The 24,693-nt window shown below is 58.3% G+C and carries 12 protein-coding genes; 8 read left to right on the top strand and 4 right to left on the bottom strand.

What is annotated here, in order from left to right; translation table 11 throughout:
- Positions 1-179 precede the first annotated feature (179 nt).
- A complete protein-coding gene (locus QMZ29_RS06745) occupies positions 180-974 on the top strand; it encodes a GntR family transcriptional regulator (protein ID WP_225735574.1) in 795 nt (264 codons plus the stop codon).
- Position 975: 1 nt separating this feature from the next.
- Positions 976-1,272 (top strand): DUF1330 domain-containing protein, encoded by a 297-nt coding sequence (locus QMZ29_RS06740; protein ID WP_049204019.1) that lies wholly within the window; start codon positions 976-978, stop codon positions 1,270-1,272.
- 54 nt (positions 1,273-1,326) lie between these two features.
- On the opposite strand, the gene QMZ29_RS06735 is transcribed toward QMZ29_RS06740, so the two are convergent.
- The gene (locus QMZ29_RS06735; protein ID WP_060433044.1) at positions 1,327-4,362 is read right to left on the bottom strand and encodes an autotransporter domain-containing protein; all 3,036 of its coding nucleotides are present in this window, start codon (positions 4,360-4,362) and stop codon (positions 1,327-1,329) included.
- Between the two features lie 907 nt (positions 4,363-5,269).
- Between QMZ29_RS06735 and QMZ29_RS06730 the strand changes: the two genes are divergently transcribed.
- A complete protein-coding gene (locus tag QMZ29_RS06730; protein ID WP_025302815.1) occupies positions 5,270-7,363 on the top strand; it encodes a putative bifunctional diguanylate cyclase/phosphodiesterase in 2,094 nt (697 codons plus the stop codon).
- Here the strand turns inward: QMZ29_RS06730 and QMZ29_RS06725 are convergent.
- Entirely contained in the window at positions 7,360-8,556 is a 1,197-nt protein-coding gene (locus tag QMZ29_RS06725) for an MFS transporter (RefSeq protein ID WP_261424423.1), read from the bottom strand. The two genes, QMZ29_RS06730 and QMZ29_RS06725, sit on opposite strands and share 4 nt — an antisense overlap.
- 149 nt (positions 8,557-8,705) lie before the next feature.
- Between QMZ29_RS06725 and QMZ29_RS06720 the strand changes: the two genes are divergently transcribed.
- Both QMZ29_RS06720 and QMZ29_RS06715 read left to right on the top strand, forming a co-directional pair.
- Positions 8,706-9,623, top strand: coding sequence for an ABC transporter substrate-binding protein (locus QMZ29_RS06720; RefSeq protein WP_261424421.1), 918 nt, complete (start codon positions 8,706-8,708; stop codon positions 9,621-9,623).
- A gap of 297 nt (positions 9,624-9,920) precedes the next feature.
- Positions 9,921-10,919: a colicin-like pore-forming protein gene (locus tag QMZ29_RS06715; protein ID WP_197769631.1), complete on the top strand. Its 999-nt coding sequence runs from the start codon at positions 9,921-9,923 to the stop codon at positions 10,917-10,919.
- 37 nt (positions 10,920-10,956) lie between these two features.
- On the opposite strand, the gene QMZ29_RS06710 is transcribed toward QMZ29_RS06715, so the two are convergent.
- The gene (locus QMZ29_RS06710) at positions 10,957-12,735 is read right to left on the bottom strand and encodes a sigma-54-dependent Fis family transcriptional regulator (protein WP_261424416.1); all 1,779 of its coding nucleotides are present in this window, start codon (positions 12,733-12,735) and stop codon (positions 10,957-10,959) included.
- A 276-nt stretch (positions 12,736-13,011) separates the two neighbouring features.
- Here QMZ29_RS06710 and exaC point away from each other — a divergent pair, with 276 nt between their 5' ends.
- On the top strand, positions 13,012-14,532 hold the full coding sequence (gene exaC, locus QMZ29_RS06705) for an acetaldehyde dehydrogenase ExaC (protein ID WP_060447184.1): 1,521 nt from the start codon (positions 13,012-13,014) through the stop codon (positions 14,530-14,532).
- 52 nt (positions 14,533-14,584) lie between these two features.
- Here the strand turns inward: exaC and adhP are convergent, their stop codons facing one another.
- On the bottom strand, positions 14,585-15,601 hold the full coding sequence (adhP, locus tag QMZ29_RS06700; protein ID WP_004928541.1) for an alcohol dehydrogenase AdhP: 1,017 nt from the start codon (positions 15,599-15,601) through the stop codon (positions 14,585-14,587).
- Between the two features lie 556 nt (positions 15,602-16,157).
- On the opposite strand from adhP, the gene QMZ29_RS06695 reads away from it, so the two are divergent.
- On the top strand, positions 16,158-16,367 hold the full coding sequence (locus QMZ29_RS06695; protein ID WP_049207659.1) for a hypothetical protein: 210 nt from the start codon (positions 16,158-16,160) through the stop codon (positions 16,365-16,367).
- 355 nt (positions 16,368-16,722) lie between these two features.
- Complete coding sequence (locus QMZ29_RS06690; RefSeq protein WP_282994141.1) at positions 16,723-24,669, top strand: RHS repeat domain-containing protein; 7,947 nt, start codon at positions 16,723-16,725, stop codon at positions 24,667-24,669.
- Positions 24,670-24,693 lie beyond the last annotated feature (24 nt).

Below are 24,693 nucleotides of genomic sequence, written 5' to 3'. Positions count from 1 at the left end.
ATGCATTAATAAACTCGATTGGGCTTTGACTGGGGGCAAAACGCCGGCCATGACCGCCCCCACTCGGCAACCTGTGCCGATGCCGAACCCGTTGAGCCAGCGGGTATCGGCAACGAAAAGCGTTTTTTTTAGGCTATCTTTCGATTTTGTGAGCTGCTGCAACATTCACCGTTTTGGCGATGCGGCGCGAAATCGGCCGCCGTTGCTTTGCGGGTTGGAAAGATGTTAATAGTACCGGGCAAACGGGAATTCGCGTCGTTATCCGGATTAATGATGATCCACAAAAAATAGAGACAATTATGGTTCAGGCATCATTGAAGATTGAGAATGCACCGGTCACCTTGCGCGAATTGGCATTGGCGAAAATTAGGCAGGCGATTATCTCAGGGTATTTTCAGGCCGGCGATCGTTTGGTGGAACGCAGCCTGTGCGAGGAGCTGGGCGTCAGCCGCAGCGTAGTGCGTGAGGTGATCCGTTATCTCGAAGCGGAGGGACTCATTGAGACGCTCGGTAAGAAAGGGCCGATTGTCGCTATTTTAACCTGGGACATTGCCGAGCAGATTTATACTATTCGTCTGCTGCTTGAACAGGATGCCGCTCACGACTGCGCCTTGAACGCTGGGCCGGAAGATAAAAAGAAACTGCATGAAAAATTAATTGCAATTAATCAGGCTTCGGCCGGGCAGGACGATATTCAGCGCGTTGAAGCGTCGCAGGCTTTTTATGAAACCATTTTCCAGGTGGCCCATCACGCCATCGCCTGGGAAATCGTTCAACGCCTGAATAGCCGCATCAGTCGCCTGCGTGCCCTGACCCTGAAAACCCCGGAGCGTCAGCTGGCCGGTTTCGAGCGCATGACGCGGATCTATCACGCCATCGAGCAAAACAACCCGACGCAGGCCAGGCAAGAGGTCATCGAACATCTGACCGAGGCTGCCGCACTGGCCAAGCGCATTCTGCAGCAGGAGTCCTGAAATGCCCGCGTATTGGATTGCCCATGTCACCGTAAGAGATCCGCAGCAATATCAGCATTATATGGATTTGGCGCCCCAGGCGTTTCGCCAGTTCAACGCCCGTTTTCTCGCCCGCGGCGAACAGGCGCAAACGCTGGAAGGCCCGGCGTTCATAAAGCATGTGCTGATCGAATTCGACGACTACGCTACCGCGTTGGCCTGCTACCATTCACCGGCCTATCAATTGGCAAAACAACAGCGGCGCCACGTGGCGGAAGCCATGATTACCATCGTCGACGGCTTGCCGCCCGCACAATAAAAAACCCCCATCGTCACGATGAGGGCTGAATAAAGCGAAGCACGCTAACCGCGATCAGAAGCGCCAGGTCAGACCGGCGTTGACGCTGTTATCCTGGTGGTTGGACGACAGCTGCCCGCCGTAGCCAAGGGACAGGACGGCGTTTTTGTTAATCGACACATCGACGCCCGCTTTCAGAATCGCGCCATCGCGGGAAACCGGCACGCTGTTTACGTCGAACGCCGCATCAGTGCGTTTGAACATCAGCTGCGTTTTGCGCTCCAGCTTGCCGTATTGATGCTGCCAACCCAGCTCGCCGCGTAGCGCGATCGCCACACTGTCGGTTTGCCACTCGGTGTCGGCGCGGAGACCCAGCGTCGAGGCGGTGGCGGACTGACTTTGTTTGTCGCCGCGCAGTGCCGCTGCCCCGCCTTGCTCGTTGATCTCCTCGTTACGGTAATGGGTATACGCCAGGTTGGCGAACGGCTCAAGGTTGACCGCATCGCTCGACCAATCGTAGCCGCTTTCGATGAACAGCTGACCGGTACGCGCGTTATACTTGGCCTTCTCGCGATCCGACTGCGCGCCGTAGTTCACCGAGCGCGAGGTGTCGATGCGATGCCAGGTATAGGTGCCGCCTGCTCGCAGGGCCAACGCGCCGAAGCGTTTGTCGCCGTACAGCCCCAGATGGTAGTTGTCGCTGTGGGCATCTGACTGATAACCGCCATCCAGCGAAGTGCGGGTATACCCGGTCATCACCCCAAGCCGGCCGTCGTCAAACAGTTCGCTGTCCAGACCTAACAGTACGCCATAGGTAGAGGTCTGGTAGCCGGTGGCGTTGTCGTTGCCAGAAGCATGCCCCCAGTTGCCCAGCAGTTTCGCCCAGGCCCCATTATCATCCGCCTTGATATCGGAAGCGATACGGCGGCCTTCCGCCTGGCGCAAGCGCTCGGTGGCGGCATCGCGCAGGTAACGGCTTTCGTTAATCTGGGCGGAAGCCATATCCGCGTGGATCTGGCCGGACAGTTGACGGGTCGCCTGTTGCAGCTCTCTGGCCGACGTGAAGCCGAGGAAGCTTTCATACACCGGATGGCCGGTTACGACGCCCGCATCTTCGGTAGCGGCTTGCGCTTTGCCTTCATCACCTTGCAGTGCGCTTAGCGCCTCAGCGGTAGGGGCCGCCACGCTGCGCTTCACCGTTTCCGTGACTGGTTCCGTCGCGTTGAGCGTCTCCACCGCACGAGCTACCGCTTTCTCGTTCTCAGTGCTGGCCAGGCTGTCAAAGCTGGCGTCGGTGCGCGTGATGCCAAGGCCGACGTCATTGCTCTGATAATCCAGCGCGACTTTAACAAACGGATACGATGGGTTGGCGTTTTCGAACCGGCCGTTGACGCCGTCCGTCGTGGTCAGGATGGTGTACTTGTTGCCCAGCAGACTCTGCGCCTCATTCTGCGACAGAAGGTTTTGGCTGCGCTCCAGGCTGACATTCACACTGCCGCCGTTGAGGAAAGCGCGCCGCGCGGCGATCTTATCGCTGCGGCCATTGTCCGCCACTTCCACGTTATACTGCGAACCGCGATCAAAAATGGCGTCGTGCAACACATGCAGCGTGCCGATGCCGTTACCCGGCGCGACGCTGCCGCCCCGAACCGCTCTGAAGGCGCCTACGGTACCCTCACCGGACAAGGTGCCGCTATTTTCGATATAGACGTTGGAGGCCACCGAACCGTTGATCGCCAACACGCCCTGTTTCACCCAGGTATCACCGCGATAGGTGTTATTACCCAACAACGCCAGCGTACCGGCGCCCGTTTTGGTCAAGCCGCCGTGCCCGCTGATGTCGTTACTCCACGAATCGAAGTCGCATTCGCTCGACGTGCAGCGCCGCTCAACAGAGGTACCGGGTTCGACGATATTTCCCAGGCCGGGGATATTCACCACGAACTGTTTTTCACTGTAGGAGCCCGGTACATAATATTCCTGCGGGATATCCTCTTGGGTAATAAACATTTTCGGGCCGTTGATCGCATCGCGTAAATTGACACGTCCCCAGCCGAACAGATTATCAATACCGGCAACACCCAAATCGGTGGCGGTGGTTTTAATTACCGCGGATATTTGATCGGCGCTCATATAAGGGAAACGTTGCATCAATACGGCGGCAACGCCGGTAACGTGCGGCGCCGCCATTGAGGTGCCGGATTTATTGCCGTAGCCGGGATTAACCGACAGCTCGCCCTTATTATAAGCTTCGCGATTCACGGCGCCACCGGTATTGGATTCCAGCCGGCCAACGGTGCTGTAAATATCAGAACCCGGCGCGGAAACGCAGTAGCTGGCCGTTTGTCCGCAGCTGGTCGAGGAAACGCTTAACTGATTTTCGTCACTCAGGTTGGTCACAATCAGGTAATTATTCAGTACGTCCGGGAAAGCGTAAGGCAGTGACTTTTGCGCTTCCGGGATATTGTAGTTGTTGTAATTTCCTGCCGAGAAGACGATCAGCTTGCCATGCCTGGCCGCCCGCAGCAGCGTCGACATGGCGCTGTGCCCGCCGGTGGGCACCGGTTGTTCGCTGCCCCATTCCACGCTGGATTTGCTGCGCATCATCTCGGCGATCACTTCGCTTTTTACAAATGCCACGTAGTCCGGCCTGCCGTTCGGCAACCAGATGATATCGCCTTTGGCGTCTCGCCGTATATCTGGCGCGATCCCCCAGCTGTTATTGATGACGCGGGCTGCGCTCTGAATCAGCTCTTCACGGCCGTTGCGATTACCGTAATCATTCAATTTGGTGCCGATAATATCCGCGTCGAAAGCAACGCCGTGCATACCTGCGCCATCTCTTTTAGCCGCCGCGATACCGGCTACGTGCGTGCCGTGATCGCCGAAAGACATATTATCTTGTTTATCATACGAGAAGTTATAACTGCCGTTATCCAGGCGCGTCAGTTTACCGGCGAATTCAGAATGGGAAAGAATGGCGTTATCGATAACGCCGATGGTTATACCTTTTCCGGTATAGCCTCTGGCATAGGCGAATTCGGCGGAAATAGCCTTAAGCCCCCATTGGCGATTAAACTCCGCGGTTTTCCAACTGTCAGGTACGCCCAATCGACCGGGATCCTGATAAGCGGCAAGAGAAGAATGAATGGATAAGCCATAACAACCCAGAAAAACGCAATACGCTAACTTCAATCTTTTATTAAGTATCATTTTACGCTCCATGTTTATTTATACCCAGAAGAAAACTTACGTTTTAACCGCGCTGAAACCTCCTATGATCGTGAAACGACGGATAACACATGCGGGCCCGACGCGGGCCGCGCGAACAGACAGGCTGAGAGATGCAAATGGGCGCAGACAGACAAAGGGATGCCATCTCGCCGGGCGCCTATGGCGCAGACGTTTGGAGAGGAGGCGAATGTACGCTTGCCGGCGCCGTTGCGCCGAAATGCCCCGACCATCGGGTGCGGGCGTAAGGATCAGGCTGTGGGTGTATTTCGCCTCACCATCCAGTTTTGCTAATGATTAGCATTCGCGAGGCTATCTTATACGTAAGTAAAGTGTCAACAGATGAAACAAAACATTTCTTGATTTGCATCATAACTTTTCTCTAAACGCCGGGCGACGGTGCTGCGACAACCGCTGAAGAGTGCATAAAATGGCGGTTATTGCCGCCATAAGTGAGATTTTCGTCAGTGAAGACGCATAGCGCCGGCAGAGCAGCCGGTGGAAGAGCATAAAAACACCTGAACATTTCATCAAATAGAAACATCAGATTGATTAATTTTTATGGCAAAAACCCATCGTGGTCCGATCACTTATTTTTCGTTGCAATATAAGGGGGGCTTATAAATAACAGGAGTATTCCTAATGCGTTCACGCTGGATGTATTCCATGCTAGCGGGCTGATTTGTAGCCGCGCCCGCTGGCTATTCCCAATTTCATTGGCAAGACTATATTGAAAGAGGCTCTGCTAGAGAGCGAGAATATGGGTAATTTTCCGAGGAAATGCCGCATGACCCTGTTGCCCAAGCAGACCAATAACAAAAATCCGATTGATCTCTATAGCGAAATCGTAGACGACTTGCCCGGTCTGATTTGCTTCGGCAACCGCCTTGGCGGCTACTTCAATAAACAGTGGCGCGACTATACCGGCGCAATCGCCGGTGAACACGGCGCCGCTGATTGGCTCGATACCCTGCACCCCGACGATCGCGATCGGCTGGCCACACAATGGCGCCAGGCGATCGTTGCCCTCTCCTCATTCGCCGGCGAGGCACGCCTGCGCGATCGCAGCGGCGCCTACCGTTGGTTTATGCTGGCGTTTAACGCCCGTCAGGACGGCATGGCACTGGAGCCCAGCTGGTACCTCACCGCTACCGACATCCACCCGCAAATGCTGCAACGTCAGCAAAACGTTCAGGCGCTCTCTATCCAGCAAGACATGCTGGACGCCAGCGTCGACTGCATCAAAGTGATCAATCGCGACGGCACGCTGCGGCACATGAACCGCTCCGGCAGCCTGGCGCTCGGCCTGGATCCGGCGCAAAAAGAGTTTGGCATGCCCTGGCTGGGGCTGTTGTCGCCCGAAGTCCGCCGCCGTGGCAGCAAGGCGCTGCACAGCGTCAGAGCCGGTAAAAATGCGCGCTTCGCGGGATTAAGCGTGACGCCGCAAGGAAAAAAACAGCATTGGGACAACATTCTCTCTCCCGTCAGCGATGAACACGGCGCAGTGGCCGAGATCTTGTGCGTCTCGCGCGACGTGACGTCGCAACGCGTGATGGAACAGCGTCTGTTGCTCGCCAGCGAATATGACGAATTGACCGGCCTGCCCAACCGGCGCTTATTCAAGAAAAAGCTGAAGCAAGAGATGAAGCGCGCCCTGCATGGCAACAAGTCCCTCGGGCTGATGCTGCTGGATCTTGACCACTTCAAGCTGGTGAACGACACGCTGGGCCACGCGGCGGGCGACCATCTGCTGCGGGTTCTGGGTAAAAGGCTCAGCGCCTGCATGAATACGCATTCGTTCGTCTCCCGCCTCGGGGGGGACGAATTCGCCGTGGTAATCAGCGACGTTGAAAACGAGCAGGATATTTTCCGCATCGCCAACAAGTTTCTGCTGCAGCTGGAGACGCCGATCACCCACGGTGGCAAGACGCTGCATTGCGGCATGAGCATCGGCGGCGCCATCTACCCCAAAGATGCCCGCGACGCTTCGGAACTGATGAAATGCGCCGATACCGCGCTGTATGAGCTGAAAGACGGCGGCCGCGGCGGCGTCTATATGTTCGATCGCAAGATGATGGACAAGGCCCGCGCGCGCGCCAGCCAGCTCAACTACGCGCGCCAGATCGTGCGCGACAACTGCATCCGTCCCAGCTACCAGCCGAAGGTCAGCCTCTCCGACGGCAGCATCGTCGGCTTCGAAGCGTTGCTGCGCTGGCATTGCCCGCAAAACGGCATACAGCTGCCGGCGACGGTCAGCGAAGCCTTCAACGACTACGAGCTGGCGACCAAGATCAGCGAAGCCATGCAGCTGAAGGTCTTCGCCGATATCGCCCGCTGGCGCACGGCCGGCGTGGCGGTACGCCCTATCTCGCTGAACGTGTCGCCGATCGAATTTTTACGCGACAACTACGCCGAAACCTTCCTGCAGCGCCTGCTGAAATTCCATATTCCCCACCACCTGATCGAACTGGAAGTGACCGAGCACGCGTTCAACAAACATGGCTCCAAGTACGTGCTGCGCGCGCTGCAAATGCTCAAAGAGATGGGCATCCGCATCGCACTGGACGACTTCGGCACCGGCCATTCCTCATTCAGCCATATCATGGATTACCCGCTGGACTGCATTAAGCTGGACTGCGATTTCGTTCAACGCATGAACACCGAACCGGCGATCCTGGCGATCGTGGAAAGCATCGGTATCCTCGGTCAGAAGCTGTCGATCGATATCATCGCCGAGGGCGTGGAAACCGAGCAGCAGCGGCAAACGCTGTGCGAAGCCGGTTTCCATATTGGCCAGGGTTTTCTGTTCAGCCGGGCGGTGGAATCCCAGCGGGTGCCAGAGCTGCTGCAAGCGGTGCCGCAATCTGTCGAGGGCCGTTAAGCCCCCTGCCGTGCGCCAAACGGCGCCAGCTGCATACCGATAAGCGTCACTACGCAGATGAGTGACCCGGCGTAGAAGGTGGAGGCGGAACCGAACAGCTCCCACAAGGTTCCAGCCCCAAGACTCGCCAGCAGCAGCGCCACGCCGCTGATCAGATTGAACATGCCAAACGCGGTGCCGCGCAGATGAGCCGGCGCTGTATGCGCCACCATCGCCGTCAATAGCCCCTGGGTCATGCCCATGTGCACCCCCCACAGCGCTACGCCAAACAGCACCCCGCTCCAATGATCGCTCAGCGCCAATACCAGGTCGGCGGCGATCAGCACCAGCAACCCGGCTTTCAGCAATCCTTCATGGCTCATGCGGTCAGACAGTTTTCCGAACGGATAGGCCGAGCAGGCGTAGACCAGATTCATGGCGACCATCACCAGTGGGATCAGCGCCAGCGGCGTGCCGCCCTGCTGCGCCTTCAACACCAGGAACGCTTCGCTGAAGCGCGCCAGCGTAAAGATCGCGCCGATGCTCACCACCCACCAATAGCTGCGCCCCAGCAGCCGCAGGTTGGCGCGGGTGATCGGGTTGGTGCGCTTGTGGGTTATCGCGGCGGTCGGCTCTTTCAGGCCGAAAAACAGCAGCGCAATCGCCAGCGCCGCCGGGACCGTCGCCACCCAAAAGATGGCGCGAAAATCGTTGTGCCACAGCAGCATCAGGCCGACGGCCAGCAGCGGCCCTAAAAAGGCGCCGACGGTATCCAGCGACTGCCGCAGCCCGAAGGCCGCGCCGCGAATTTCCGGCGGCGTCACGTCGGCCACCAGGGCATCGCGCGGCGCCCCGCGGATGCCTTTGCCCACGCGATCCAGCAGGCGCGCGCTCATTACCATGCCGGACGACGATGCGATAGCGAAAAATGGCTTGCTGATGGCGCCCAGCCCGTAGCCCAGCAGCGCCAGCCCTTTGCGTTTACCGAGGTAATCGCTGAGCACGCCGGAGAACACCTTGACGATCAATGCCGTCGCCTCCGCCAGCCCTTCGATCAGCCCGATGACGATCACGCTGGCACCGAGCGTCGTCGCCATAAACAGCGGCAGCAGGCTATGGATCATTTCCGAGGAAACGTCCATCAGCAGGCTCACGCCACCCAATACCCACACGCCGCGCGGTATGCGGCCCAACGTAGCGAAACGCGACGACATGCTTCATCCTCGATCGATTCAGCGCCGCCAGAGGCGCCTCATGATTTTTCCAAGATTGGTTAGTTGATTTTGTTCGTTCACAGATCTGCAGCCTTTAGAGATAGTGCAACGACCCTGTGACACCCATAATAATGAAGGTAATTAACATAATGATATATAGCAAAAAGATGATAGTGATTGCGGCGTTGCTGAGTTTTTCCGCCGCCGCCGCACCGGGCGTGGATCTCGTCGCTAACGAAACGCCGATCCACACGGTGAAGAGCGCCGAAGCCGTGGCCAAAATCCCCGCCGGCTTCCGGTTCGTGGAACCCGGCACGCTGACGGTGGCCATTTCCCTGCTGGGCAGCGGCCCGCCGTTCGGCCTGTACGCCCGCGACAATAAAACGGTGATCGGCAGCGAGGCGGACATCGCGCGCCTGGTGGCCGACGGTTTGGGGTTGAAACTCAAACTGGTGCCCACGTCGTGGGAAGACTGGCCGCTGGGGGTGGCCTCCGGCAAATATGACGCCGCGGTTTACAACATCACCGTGACCAACGAACGCAAGACCAAATTCGATTTCGCCACCTATCGCCAGGATACGCTGGGCTTCTACGTCAAATCCGACAGCAAGATCACCCAGATCAACACCGCGCCGGATATCGCCGGTAAAAAGATCATCGTCGATTCCGGCACCAACCAGGAAGCGGTGCTGCTGGCCTGGGACAAGGAGAACCGCGCCAAGGGGCTGGCGCCGCTGCAGCCTGTGTACGTCACCGACAAGGCCGCCTCCACGCTGGCCATTCAGTCCGGCCGCGCCGACGCCACCTTCGGGCCCAACGTCTCCGGCGCTTACCAGGCGCGGCTGACCGGCAAAACCCGGCTGGTAGGCATCGTGCCCGGCGGTTGGCCGAAAACCGCCAACATCGCCGTCACGCTGAAGAAAGGCAACGGCCTGGTGGACGCGGTGCAGGCATCGCTCAACAGCGCCATCGCCAACGGCAGCTATCTGCAGGTGCTGGATCGCTGGGCGGAGAGCGACGAGAAGATCGCCCATTCCGAGATTAACCCGCCGGGACTGGGGGATTGAGAGAGCAACAGGCCCCGTACTGCGGGGCTTTGATGAACCGCTCGATACTATGCCTGTCGAATATTCCCAGATAGCCCTCTATTTGTTTTGTTTGTCTTGCCTGCTACCTAAAACTTTTTCCTGTTAATCGCTACCGATCCTCCACCTTCCATTACCGTTAATTTTCAGACAGTTTTGTGCCAAAAACAACACAAATGATAATTATTATCAATTATTGAGTTCTGACCTAGCCGCATGTAGATTCCCATTTACTGTTTATTAATACAGTATTTTATTGCTAACATCTAAGGAATCAACATGAAGAAACACAGTTCAACTATCAATTATGATCCCTACCGTTACAACGGTGGCATAGCGCCTGAAGCGGGTCTGGTCTGGAGCGGTGAAAGTTGGGGATGGCCGACTACCGGCATCAGCATTGGTGGTGCGGAAGAAACTCTGGTTGTCTGGCCAACAGGTGACACATCACTTTCCGAAGAAACCAAAGATCTGTTGGATAACGACATTTGCTTGGTTTGTGGTAAGAAAAACTGTCCCTATATCAAAACGGAAAAGTCATACCAATTGTTGCGCGATGCGATAAGAGCCGGTGATATGAAGACTGCAAAAAAAATCCACATGACCAAATTCGCGCAATTTAGCGGTATGAATCGAGCAAATTTCGCCGATGCGTTGAAAAAAAAGCGAGAAGCCCAAGAGAAAAGAGACAAAGAGTTTTTGTTATCTGCATCGGCTATCGTTGCCGACTCAGCCAAAGAAATCGCTCAGCATCTCGGCAATCGCTATCAAGACTTCGCCAATGAGATCGCGAGCGATATTAAAAACTTCCAGGGCAAGAGAATACGCACCCTTGATGACGCAATGAAATCACTAGAAAAAGTGCTGGCTAATCCCAACATGAAGGTTAAACCTGCAGATAAAGAAGCGTTGCTCAATGCCTGGCGAAATATTAATGCCAATGACATGGCAAGCAAGCTGAGTAACGTTGGCAAGTTTTTCAAAGTGGCAGATGCAGCAATGAAAGTAGAGAAAATTCGGGAGAAAAGCCTGGCAGGTTATGCCACGGGCGACTGGAAGCCCCTGTTGCTTGAAGTTGAATCCATGGCCATTAGTGGACTGGCTTCTGGTGTCGCGTTAGGGATATTGGCCACGACTCTCTCTTTATTTTCTTTGTCAGGATTAGTGCTGACAGCGCTCACCTTTGCCGGCATCATCGCGATTAGCCTGTTAAGTTCGCTCATCGACGACAAGTTGGTGGATAAACTTAATCGCGAGCTCATTCCTTCGGCTTATTAAGCACATCAGGCGGCAATTGCCGCCTTTTTCTTTGGTTTCATTCCGCCACCGCTTTCTGCCTCCACAACTTGCGGTACAGCGTGCTGCGCGAAACGCCCAGCGCCTTCGCCGCCCGGCTGAGATTGCCGCCCGCCCTGTCGATCGCCGTCTGCAGATCCGCCTGGCCGGTATCGGCGTTCTCCTGACGCGGCGCCAGCACCGCGATGGACTGAGGCAGATCGTCCAGGGTGAGCACCGCATGATCGTCCGCCAATGCCAGCAGCACCTTGAGCGTACTCAACAGCTGCCGCACGTTGCCGGGCCATGGATAGCGCGCCAGCATCGCCAGCGCCTCCGGCAACAGGCGAATGTCGCGCCGCTCGCCGCCCAGCTCACGCCACAACTGCAAAATGAAGGTCTCCAGCTGCGCCCGCTCTCTGAGCGGCGGGATGCACAGGCTGTATTCCTGTATGCGGTACAGCAAATCCTCACGAAACGCCCCCGCCTCTACCTGCCGATGCAGATCGTGGTGCGTGGCGCACACCAGCGCGAAATCGACCGGATAAGCGCTGCGGCTACCGAGCGGCGTGACCGTTTTTTCCTGTAACACCCGCAGCAGGCGCGTTTGCAGGCCCGCCGGCATGTCGCCGATTTCATCGAGGAACAGCACGCCGCCGTCCGCCTCGCGGATCTTGCCGATATACCCTTTCGGGTTGGCGCCGGTAAACGCCCCCGGCGCATAACCGAACAGTTCGGATTCGATAAGCGGCTCAGGCAGCGCCGCGCAGTTGATCGCCACGAAGTTGCCGTTGCGCCAGCGGCTCTGTTGAAACAAGCGTCGGCTGAAATGCTCTTTACCGCAGCCGGTTTCGCCGGTCACGCACAGCGAAAGGCCGGCATTGAGAATGCGTAGCGCCTTCTGATGCTGTTCGTCATGCCGTTCCGCCGGCGGCGGAACCGAACGCAGGGCGCTAACGCGGCGCTGCGGCGCCTCGAGCAGCGAATAATAATGCCGTTGATTGCCGGCCAGCGTCTGGTGCGGTGCGCCGGAGGGCTGTCGCAGCAGGTCGGGAAACAGCTGGGCAAACTCAACCGAGCCTAATGCGGCCGGTGAAAGCCGGAACTCCAGCATCGCCAGCCGATTGGCGGCGACCAGCACTTCGTCGTGAAACACCAGCAGCAGCTCCTGCGCGCTGCCCAGGCTCCCGGCGTTGGCGTGCAGGCGCAGCGTCCAGTGACGGTCGGCGATCGCGCTTCTGACCCAGCGGTGTTCGATATGCCGCACCGCCTGCATGATCAGGCGCTGTGCATCACGGTACGGGCGCTGCGCGGGGGCGGAGAGATCCAGTATGCCGGCAATGCGGCCATCCGGCCGATAGATCGGTGCGGCAGTGCAGTTCAAACCGGCATTTTGGTTGAGGAAATGCTGGTCGCCGCGCACTTCGCAGAACGCGCCGAGTGCCAGCGCGGTGCCGATGGCATTGGTACCCCGATCCGCTTCGCCCCACGGGTTGCCCGGCGCCAGCGCAAAGCGCGACGCCTTGTGCAGAAAGTCGGTATTGCCGCGGGTTTCCAGCACCAGTCCGTCGGCGTCGGCGATCACCACGATGGCGGGCTGGCGCGTAATTTGCGCGCCCAGCTGCTCGATCAGCGGCTGTACCCGTTGCGGCACCCAGTCATTGCGGCTGCGTAGCTCTTCGAGTAATCCGGCTTTGATAAAAGGGATATGTTGATCGGCGCGCGTCAGGCCGTAGCCCCGGCTGCGCTGCCAGGATTCCGCCAGCGGGCGGGTCAACAAACTGGCGCCCTCGGTGGGCAAGCGGTCATCAGGCAACATGCGTTTCTCCCCCCGTTTACGAGTGTTGCAAATATGTATCACAGATGTGTATCAGGCGTTGCGACACGGAACACAAAAACCCATCGCCAGCGGCGGTACCGCATGATTCGTCACGTCATATCAATTTTTAACGCGTTAATAAATAAGATCTTTTAACGATCATCTTCGCCATTCATCAATCTGGCACGGGCCGTGCTTCTCCGTGCTGCGGCGACATGCCGCACTCACAGGCGCAGCCCAATAGCGCCGGTTATCATCTGCAGAGAGGTGCTTCACATGAAATATGTCCACCCCGGTTTGCCTGGCTCGCTGGTTTCGTTCCGCAAACGCTATGGCAACTACATTGGCGGTAAATTCGTCGAACCGGTATCCGGCAACTACTTCACCAACACCTCGCCGGTGACCGGCCAGCCGATCGCCGAATTCCCACGTTCCGACGCCAAAGACATCGAACTGGCGCTCGACGCGGCGCATGCGGCGGCGGACGCCTGGGGCAAAACCAGCGTGCAAGAACGCGCCAACGTGCTGCTGGCGATCGCCGATCGCATCGAGTCGCGGCTGGAGATGCTGGCGCTGACCGAAACCTGGGACAACGGCAAACCGATCCGCGAAACCCTGAATGCCGATTTGCCGCTGGCGGTCGACCATTTCCGCTACTTCGCCGGCTGCCTGCGCGCGCAGGAAGGCACTGCGGCGGAGATCGACCAAAATACCGTGGCCTACCATATCTATGAACCGCTGGGCGTAGTCGGTCAGATCATACCGTGGAACTTCCCGCTGCTGATGGCCGCCTGGAAACTGGCGCCGGCGCTGGCGGGCGGTAACTGCGTGGTGCTGAAACCGGCGGAACAGACGCCGCTCGGCATCAGCGTGCTGATGGAAGAGATCGGCGATCTGCTGCCGCCGGGGGTGCTCAACGTGGTGCAAGGCTTCGGCGCCGAGGCCGGCGAAGCGCTGGCGCGCAGCAAACGCATCGAAAAAATCGCCTTCACCGGCTCCACGCCGGTCGGCCGCCACATCCTCGCCTGTGCGGCGGAGAACATCATCCCCAGCACCGTCGAGCTGGGCGGCAAATCGCCGAACATTTATTTTGAAGACATCATGCAGGCGGAGCCGGAGTTTATCGACAAGGCGGTTGAGGGGCTGGTGCTGGGCTTCTTCAATCAGGGGGAGGTGTGCACCTGCCCTTCACGCGCGTTGATCCAGGAATCCATCTACCCGCAGTTTATGGAGAAAGTGCTGGCACGCATCGCCACCATCCGCCAGGGCGATCCCTTCGACACCGAGACCATGATCGGTGCCCAGGCGTCAAAACAGCAGTATGACAAGATCCTGTCGTACATCGACATCGCTAAAAACGAGGGAGGCAAAATCGTTGCGGGCGGCGAACCCGCTCAGCGCGGCGACGAAGTGCAAAACGGTTTCTACCTGCAGCCGACGCTGATTACCGGCAACAACAGTATGCGTTTCTTCCGTGAGGAAATCTTCGGGCCGGTGATTGGCGTCACCACCTTCAAGGATGAGGCCGAAGCTCTAGCGTTGGCCAACGACACCGAGTTCGGACTGGGCGCCGGGCTCTGGACCCGCGACATCAACCGCGCCTACCGCATGGGACGCGCGATCAAGGCCGGCCGCGTGTGGACCAACTGCTACCACCTGTACCCGGCGCACGCCGCGTTCGGCGGCTACAAGAACTCCGGTATCGGGCGCGAAACCCACAAGGCGGCGCTGTCGCACTATCAACAGGTGAAAAACCTGCTGGTCAGCTACGACGCCAAACCGCTGGGCCTGTTCTGAGCCGGGCATAGCGACAAGAAGGCCACCCGCGGGTGGCCTTTTTTAGCGATGCTTATTTCGCCATGCCGAGATCGATCACCATGCGACCGCGAATGGTGCCCGCCTTCATCTCGTCGAAGATGGCGTTGATATCGCCCAATGGCCGTTTGGTCACTTTCGGCGTCACTTTGCCTTCGGCAGCGAACTGGAACGCCTCTTTCAGATCTTCGCGTGTGCCGACCAGCGACCCCACCACCTGAATGCCGTCCAGCACCAGGCGCGGAATGCTCAGATCCATGCTCTCCGGCGGCAGCCCCACGGCCACCACTTTACCGCCGGCGCGCACCGCATTGACCGCCGAATTGAAGGCGGCTTTCGCTACCGCCGTCACCACCGCCGCGTGAGCGCCGCCGGTTTGCTGCTGAATGATCTCCTCCGCATTTTGCGTTTTGGAGTTGATGGTCAGATCGGCGCCAATCTGTTTGGCGAACTCCAACTGGCCGTCGTTGACGTCGATGGCAATCACTTTGGCGTTAAACACGTTTTTGGCGTACTGCAACGCCAGGTTGCCCAGCCCGCCCAGGCCATAGATGGCGATCCACTGCCCCGGCTTGATATCGGAAATTTTCACCGCCTTGTAGGTGGTGACCCCGGCGCAGGTGATACTGCTGGCGGCGAAAGAATCGAGCCCGTCCGGCACTTTCACCGCGTAGTCCGCCACCACGATGCACTCTTCCGCCATGCCGCCGTCAACGCTGTAGCCGGCATTTTTCACCGAGCGGCACAGGGTTTCGTTGCCGCTGACGCAATATTCGCAATGGCCGCAACCCTGGTAAAACCAGGCGACGCTAGCGCGGTCACCCACTTTTAACGAGGTAACGCCCTCACCGACGGCGGAGACCACACCGATACCCTCATGTCCCAACGTAATGCCCGGCACCTCGCCGAAATCGCCGTTTTTCACGTGCAAGTCGGTGTGGCACACCCCGCAACACTCCATTTTTAACGCCGCCTCGCCGTGCTTCAGCGGGCGCAGCACTTTATCCTGAATGTCTACGGTATGGTTTTTCGTCACTACGGCAGCTTTCATGCTGTATTCCTCCAGCCGGATTATAAAAACGGTCTTGATCACGGTCGTTACTGTCACCCAGGGCGACAATTCACATTCTCTTTTTCCGCTAAACGGTTAGCTTTAAAATATAGCAGAGAAATTTTTTTTATTGAATTAATTGCACGGCATTGCAGAAGCATGAGTGCCATTCACTTAACACAATAAAAACAACGCTCTCTAATTAATGTAACATCACCTGTCACAGAAATACCCTTAGTTCAATAACGACTGAATAAGATTATAATTAACACGCTTAATATCATTGATAAAAAAGTTATTTTATTTATCATCATGATTTTGAAATGGTTTAATTTTATTTATACTTGCATTGACAGAATCAATTACCTCCCCTAGTTTTAACTATGCTGTTTATCTCTGATAAGACTTTTCTTCACCTTCTATTTTTCATCGCCGCTATTTTTAGCGGCGCTACCCACAGCTGTCTAAAAATTCGAGGTTATATATGTCGACGACACAATTTAAAGTTATTAGCGTCAGTTCCGGCTCCACTCAAAGTTTGGATTTTGGTTCACGGGTGATTAATGCTTCCGTCGCCGTTCAGGGGTTTAACGTTTCTTACGGCAACACCGACCACCACCTGAAAACAATCGACGTCTCCAGCGCGATCGCCGGCCTCAGCGGCAGCAGTGTCACGGTGTCCGCCACCTGCTTTATGGAGGACAAATCCAACAATAAAACCTCAGGTACGGTAAGAGTGCTGGTGATCGCCGAATGCGAATCCTGAGACGTTGAGCGGCCGCTGGCCCGCCGTTTGGGCGCAGAGGCGCATCGCCTGGCTTTCAATCGCCCCTGGCGATTGAAAGCCATTTTGTTTCCCTGCGCTTTATCGATGAGGGTATTTAAAAATGAGTGACAAAACCAACGGTCAGATCCCGCCAGTACGGCCAAGCCAATTCGAAAGCAATGAAAAAAACATATTCGAAGACAGCGTCAATCTGTTTCGCGGCGATGTGAATTTATCGCTTGATTTGGTTGCGTTAACCGGAAGGAATCAACTCGACGTCAAAGTCACTGCATTTTATGGCAGCAACATCAAAAATGAAATTTATCAAGCAAATGTTAGCGCACCAACCGGAATTATGGGGTTAGGCTGGCAATTGCCTTTCGAACGCATTGAAGTCGATCACCGGGATAATGCAACACCCGGTGACAACCTTTATCGAATTTATACCAACAACGCCTCATCAGAATTAATTCGCGCGCCCAACGATTGGCTGAGAGCGAAATTACCAATCGCCGCCACCACCGCGCTCAATAGCGGCAAAGTGGACACCGAAATCCAATCCGCTTTCATCGCCGCCGGCCTGCAGTTGGGTTGCCATGCTCAGGTCGTCACGCGGTTCGACGATCGACAATGGGAAATTATCGACCCAGTCTATCAGCGCACCTTCAACGTGCTGCGCCAGGACGCCGAACTCGCCGTCTTCTCCGGCGGTGAAGCGTTTGAGTGCTTCCACTATGATTTCAGCAAGGTCCTGTATTATCCGCAGTTCGAACGCTGGGAGCTGGTCAAGGACAACGGGGTCAGCTACTTCTACGGCGGCAACGCGCAGGATGATCAGAGCATTCAATGGAAAGTGCGCTGGGGCAACTGGTCGGGACAATCCGCTTTGACCCACTCGCCCCAGGGCGATGCCTTGCAGTCTCGCTTTGCGGCAATCTGGAATCTGGCGCAGGTGGAAAGCCTGTGGGGCGATCGGATCGCCTTCCATTACGAGGCCGTTGAACAGCCGGTTGGCGAACGAGGCTTAAGTTTTACCAAAGCCTGCTACCTGACGCGCATCACCGACATGTTCGATCGCACCGTCGATTTTGGCTATCAGGAGAAGCGGTACGACACGCAGTCGCCCGCAGGCCCACGGGAATACCTGTCTCCGCATTGGGATACCCCCTACAGCAAGGCCCCCGGCAACGCCGCTTCAGCCTATCAGGATCGCTACGAAACGCGCTATCTGGACAACATCGTCGTCAAAAACTCGCAGGGCACATTGCTCTATGCGGTGCAGCTGAGCTATGACACGCAGAGTAATTTCAGCGGTTACCCGCAAAGCGATCCGCTTTACGGTGATACCGTCAAACGCACGCTCACCGGCGTCCAGCGGCGCTATGCGGAAAATTGTGCGCTGCCGCAGATGCAGTTCAGCTACTGGCCGGCGGGTACGGTCAATGCCGGCGCGCTCAGTGGCGCCGTCACGCCGGACGGTGCGAAAATCGCCTACCGGTATAAGCAACAAACGCTGCCGCTGTGCGATCGCCAGCGGCAGATCGTCAGTCCCTGGCCGCGCAGCGCCAAACCGCGCGTATGGTTCGGCGGCGATTACGCGGTCTGCCTGTGGCTTAACGAGTCGAGCGACCAAATCCACGTCATGTTTTACACCTGGCTTGGGCGCTGGCAATGCTGGGCTCCCGAGCAGCAAACGATCAAGGCCGCTTTCGACATCAACAGTGTCAACGTCATCACTGCCGGTGATTTCGCCTGCCTGACCTATGCCACCCCGCAGAGCGGCAAATCCTATGCGCATGTCTATCACAAGGATAACCGCAAATGGGGCGAGTGGTTCGACAGCGCGCCAATCGCCGCCAACACCACCCAACTGCAGCTGGCCGCCGGCGACAACTTTTTTGTGGTCTGCGACAAGGATCAACGGACGCTGCTGCGCTACACCTGGGATAACTTCACCAAACGGTGGGCGATCGCCGATAGGTCTGGCGATCTCAACGCCACCGCCCGCCCCTACATCGCGGCGGCCAACGGCTATTACGCCGTCCTGGATTATGCCCCCCTCACCGGCGGCGAACACCGTAATCGGCTGGCGCTTTATTATCAGGATAGCCAAGAACAATGGCAAAACGGCGCCTCACTCCCGCTGGTGTTCACCCTCGGCGGCGATGCGTCGGCCACCCGTTTCGGTTTTGCCGCCGGCGCCTCGTTTATCGCGCTGACCTACATCACGCAGGAGGTTTCGCTCAGCGTTGATTACACCGTCAAGGTCATCGGATGGGACGCGGCATTCGGCGCCATGACCAGCACTGACTTTCCCTGCCGCCTGCCGAAAAGCGCGCCGTCGCAAACCCTCACCATTCCGTTCCTGGCAAAATTCGTCAACAACGCCATGATTGCGTCCGGCCCCTATCTGCTGCGCTATAACGGCGCAGACTGGCTGCGTAACGACAGCCTGCTGTTACGCAGTACCTGCAGCGATCAGGACATCAACTGGTTCGCCTACGGCGCCGATTACGCAATCGCCGTCAGCAACCGCGAATTCGCGGCTCAGGCGCGCATGGTAGCCTACGATCCCAACCGACAAATCACCGCCTGGAACGATGCGGCGCGCGATCTCTATACCCGTGACGATCCGACTTCGGAAAGAAAAAGACACTACTTCCCGACGGCAGGCGCGGATATCGCCACCATGGGCAACCGCGTCTATCACCGCGGTTCCTGGTGTAATTGGTTGGACGCGGCAGCCGGATATGCCGAAGTGCCCTACGCGATAGACAGCACCACCATGATCAATCAGGGACCGCGCTTTATCTCTTATCTGAACCTGGACGGCACGGCAGCCAAAAACACCACCGTGAAAACCTTCCGCAATCAGGCCTTCGCCGGCGATGACACGCTCACGCAACGTTATTTCACGCAGATTGGCGTCTCCGGCATGGTCAAACCCAATATCAACGGCCAATATCCCGCCGGCCTGTCCGCGTTCGTTACCTATCTACCGCTGAACAAAGACTTCGATAATGCGGAAAGCCTGACGCTGAATCGCTACCTCGACAACACGCTGCAAGGCGCACTGGTGGATTACTGCGTCGACACGGTCAGCATCGATGACGGCTACGCCGTCAGCACCACCTGCTACGTGTTCGACATTGCGACAGCGACCTGCGACCCTACCGGCGCGGTCTTCAAGTACTACAAGAGTGCCAGCTATCCCGGCAGCGAGAGCATGTCCGCGCCGCGCTTCGGCTATCGCGAGAACTATTACTTCAATGGCCTGACGCGCCAGGATCCGCAGGTCGGCGAGCGAGTTCGCGCTGCAGATCAAGCGTCATCCGGGCTGTTGGACGGCCAATTGATCGAGCAAAAGGTGTTTGACGCCGACGGCAATCTGTTGGTTCACGAACAAAAAAACCTGATGGCCTTCACCTCCGTAGCGATCGACGGCGTCGAGCGACCGCTGTTCGGCGGTTATACACGCTGCATCGCCGACAACAGCCTTAATGATGGCCTGGCGATACGTACCGATTATCGCTATGACTCACGCTTCGGCAAATTGATCCGCGAGCGCTTTGACAATGTGACCGCCACCGGAGAAACGCAGGGCGTTGCCAAACTCTACGGCTATGCGTTCGAAGCCTATCCCTGGTTCTTACTGAAAAATGCGATCGACGCGCCCTTCAGCCAATTCGACGCAGCGGGGAGCGCGGCGCTGGGAGAGGCGCTGCCAATCTACGCCGGCAGTCTGCAACGCTACGGCGCTCTGCAACGGCAACAGCCGCTTGCCGATGAAGCTGCGCCGACAGTGTGGGCCGCCACGCAAGCCTATGTGCTGCAAGCCGCGATTGGCGCCCAGCCCCCCAGCCCGCCGGCGCTGGCAAGCGATCCGGGTGACGCGTGGTTGCCGGTAGGCACAATACTGGCCAGAACATTCTATGGTGCGATCCTCTCCCAGAAAAACAGCGAAAGCCAGGTCGAAAGCACGCTGTGGGACAACAACCAGATCCTGCCGGTGGCGGCGTTCGTCAGCGGCGCGGCGGATGAGTGCGATTTCATCGGTTTCGAACCCTATCAACACAGCACCGATCCCTGGCGGCTCGACGGCGATACGGCGATCGTCGACGACGACGCCTATGTCGGCAGCCGCAGCCTCAAACTCGGCGTCGGTGCGACCCTGACCCGAACGGCGCCGCTGCGGCAAACGCAGCCGGTCGTTGTCTCCGCCTGGCTCAAAACCTCGCCCGGTTTCAACGCGGCGCCCGGTGCGGCAAACTTGATCAGCCGTAGTGGCAACGCCGCGCCGCACACCACGCCGATCGTCCCCACGGCAGAAGGCGCTTGGGTTTACTGGCAAAGCATCATCCCCTATAGCGGCGATCCGGAGCGTCCGCTCGCGCTCGCCTTCGACAACCAAAAAACGGTCGGCTATGTGCTGTTCAACACCGTCAGCGTCACGCCGTTGGCCAGCAAGATGGAGGCCCGCTGCTACGATCCGCTGTATCTGGATGAGATCGCCGTTATGGGTAACAACGCCGATGTACTGCGCTGCGGCTACGATCCGCTGCGGCAAAAGTTCGTTGAGACCGGGCCACAAGGTGAAAGCAAGAAAGGCGTGGTGAACTATGCGCCACGCAGTTGGCACGACACGCTGCCATTCAGCTACCCGCAGCACGATCCCGCCAGCAGCTGCGAAATTCTGGCCGCCGACGGCGGGCAATACGAAACCTTCACGCAGGGCGAACAAACCTGGACGCGCTGGCGGCGCGACGACGACAGCGCCTGGCGTCTCAGCCAGGGCCGGCTACTGCATTGCGGTACGACGCTCAACCGCCTGCGTTGGTTGGCCACCGCCGGCCGCTACGCGGTGGGCTTCACCCTTTCGTCGCCGGCGACGCAGAACCTCGCCTTCGGCCTGACGATCGGCGACAGTCTGAGCGCCCAGTGGGACGCCATCGCGGGATGGCGGCTGACGCTGGCGGGCAACACCTATACTGACGACGCGACCAACGGCTGCCTGCCCACCTCGGTGCTGCTGGTACCGGGCGACGATGCCGTTCTGTTATATGCCGACGGTCGTCAGGTTTTCGCCCTTCAGACCGATGCAAGGATCGACGGCGAATTCAGCCTGCAGGCACAGGGGGAAATCTATTTTGCCAATGCGGTTACCTTCCGTTCGCCGCAGCTGGCCATCACGTATAAAAACGCCAACCGGCAGGAAACGCAGCACCAGGTGCTGAACGAAGGACGATGCCTGGTGCGTGAAACGCTGTACGACGCGCTGGGCAATACGGTTGCCGAAACCAAGATCGCCGCCTTTGAACGCACGTTGTTCGGCTACCGGGCGGCCTTTGTCCGCACACTGGACGCCGCAAACGGCGTGATGACCGGTGAAGTGAGTGATTATTACCCGCAGGACGAAGGTTACCCCTATAGCGGCACCCGTTATGAGGCTTCCTCGCTGAAACGCCCGGTGGCCAAAGGCATGCCAGGCAAAATCTTCGCCATTACCGGCGACAACCCGCATATTACGAGGTTCATTTACGCCGTCACCGATCACACGCAGGTGGCAGGTATCGCCTGTCGCCCTGGAGAATTGCGGGTGAGCGCCCTGTACGATGCCGATGGCACCGGCGTGCTGTCACTCAACGATCGCCGTGGCCAGACGCTGAGCAAGCAGACCGAGGCCGGCGGCGTTGTTCGCGACGCTGTCCAACAGATCTTCGACGCGGCGGGCAATATCGTGCAGGTTCGCCACCCGTCGTCTTCCCCGGCGGATGACGCCTTCATCAGCCACAATCGCTACAACTTCCTGTGTCAGCTCGCTGCACGCGTCACGCCGGATGCCGGAGAAACGACGTATATCTACGATCCTGCCGGACGTCTGCGTTTCAGCTCAACGCCGCTGAGCCGCGCGAAAGACCGCGTGTTGTATAAAAAATATGACGTTCTGGGGCGCCTGAGCGAGGATGGCGAAGTGGCGCAAGCCTGGGGTGACGGTTCGGCGCTGCAGGCGATCGCCGATAACGATCCGCACTACCCGCACCATGATGACTGGCAAACGCAAAACGTCTATGACGGCGAAGGCGACGAGCCGACTCTGCGCGGCCGCCTGTGGAAAATGTACCGTCGCGCCGCTGACGGACTCTGCGTCGAAAACTGTTATGGCTACGATACGGGAGGCAATGCGACCCTGTCGCAACTGCGTCTGCCGGACGCTGGCGATTACATCACGGGCTATGCCTACGACAATCTCGGCAACGTCATCCGCATCGATTATCCCGCCGGCGCGCCGCTCGCCAGCGTGGCCTATCGCTATAACGACATGGGACAAACCGCCGCCATCGGCACGCCGGACGATCCGGAGAAGTTCGTTCGCTACCGTTACCATGCCGACGGCAGCCTGGCTGAAGAGCAGCTGAATTCACAGGGGGAGCGGGCGCTGCGGCGCACCATGAGTTATAACTCTCCCGGCTGGTTGAATGAAATCAACAACCACTATGCCGACGGCGCACCGCTGTTGAAACATCGCTTCAGCTACACCGACGGCGGCTACGAGGGCGCCGGTTACTTCAACGGCAATATCGCCGGCGTAGTGCACGACAATGCGGTCAGGCCCGAAAACAGCTTCGCTTATCGCTATCGTTACGATCCGCGCGGCCAATTGACGGTCGCCGAGCACAGCGTCACTTCCGCCTACAGCCTCGGCGTCGGCGCGCCGCTGACCTTCGACGCCGGCGGCAACATCCTCCGGCTGCAACAGGGAGACACCCTCTTCAGCTACGAGTATCAGCCGAACAGCGGCAAAGTCGCCGCCGTGCTCGCCAATGATGCGGTCGCGCAGCGTTACGAGTATGACGTCGTCGGTAACGTCACGCTCTCCGCCAGTCGCGGTATTCAGCGTATCGATTACAACCCGCTGAATAATCTTCCGTTAACGATCGCACTGGATGACGGCCGCCAGCTTGCGCTGTGCTACAACGGCATCAATCAGCGGGTGCAAAAGCGGTTCGCCGACGGCAGCAAACTCGCTTACGTACACGGCCTGAGCGACGCGCCGCTGATGGAGTTCGGCGCTCGTACGACGCAATATCTCTATGGCGTCGGCGGATTGCTGCTGCTCATCGACGGTGGTGAGGCCCAGTACGTGCTGAAGGATCAGCAAGGTTCGATCCGTGCCGTAGTGGCGGAAAACGGTCAGGTCAACGCATTGCTCGACTACATGCCCTTCGGCCAATCGTTGCCGACTGGCGTCGGCACGTCCTCGTTACTGCGCTATCGCTACACCGGCCAGGAGTTGGACGAAGATTTGGGACTCTATAACTATCGGGCGCGCTTCTACGATCCGCAATTGGGGCGCTTTTACTCCTGCGATCCTAGATTCCAGTATGGCGGCCCTTACGTCTACTGCGGCAACAACCCGGTTAATCAGACCGACCCTTCCGGTGAGATCGCCCCAATCATTATCATCTTGCTGATCGGGGCCGCCGTCGGCGCCGTGCTGGGCGGCGGGGTCGCCCTGTACAGCGGCTATCAGTCCGGATTGCGCGGCGGCGCGCTAGCCGGTTATGTATTCGCCGGCGCAGGGATAGGAGCCCTCGCCGGGGCTCTGTCCGCCGCCGGCGGAGTCGGCGCCTTTGCCGCAGGGTCGGCAGCGGCGGCGGCAGCTTCCACCACCGCCGGCGGCATTGCGGCGGGCCTGGCGGCCGGCGCAGGGGTCGGAGCCACCGTAGGCGCGGCAGTAGGTGCGGCGCAGGGAGTGAGCCAATTCTTCATCAACGACGCCTTTGGCGTCGCCAACAGCGGCAGTTGGCAACAGTCGCTGCTGAAAGGCGCCGTTACCGGTGCCGTCGGCGGCGCGATCAGTGGCGGCGCCGCAGGGGTTGGCGGTGCGGCCGCCTTCCAGCAGGCTGCGCGTTTCGCCGAGCTGACCGGCGGCAACGGCTGGGCCTTCAGCCCGACCTCGCTCACCCAGGTCAGCAACGCCTACAACGCTTTCGGTAGCCTGGGCATCGTGCCGTTGCCAGCCTTCGTCAGCCGCATCCCCAACTACAACCTGCCACTGGTCGGGGGAATGCAAAGTTTCGTCCTGGGGAAATTCAGCCTGCCAACTTTCAGCAGTCTCGGCGGTGCGGTGGCCAAGCAGGCCGTCTCGCCGCTGCTGCCGAGCGGCGGTGGCACGGCGACAGGAACCCCGCCGACGGCCTTCTATGGACAACAGGCCTACAGCCCGGCGATGACCGGCAGCATCGGGCTGCAAACGGCGCTGGTATTGGATCCCGCCGGCTGGAGCAACGGCAAAGCATAACCCACGCAGGGTGCGGGACTGCGC

Origin of the sequence: Serratia sp. PF-27 (assembly GCF_030053255.1) — a bacterium.
Lineage (GTDB): Bacteria > Pseudomonadota > Gammaproteobacteria > Enterobacterales > Enterobacteriaceae > Serratia > Serratia bockelmannii.
Note: the sequence above shows the minus strand (reverse complement) of the source record. Positions and strands in the feature narration are given on the sequence as shown.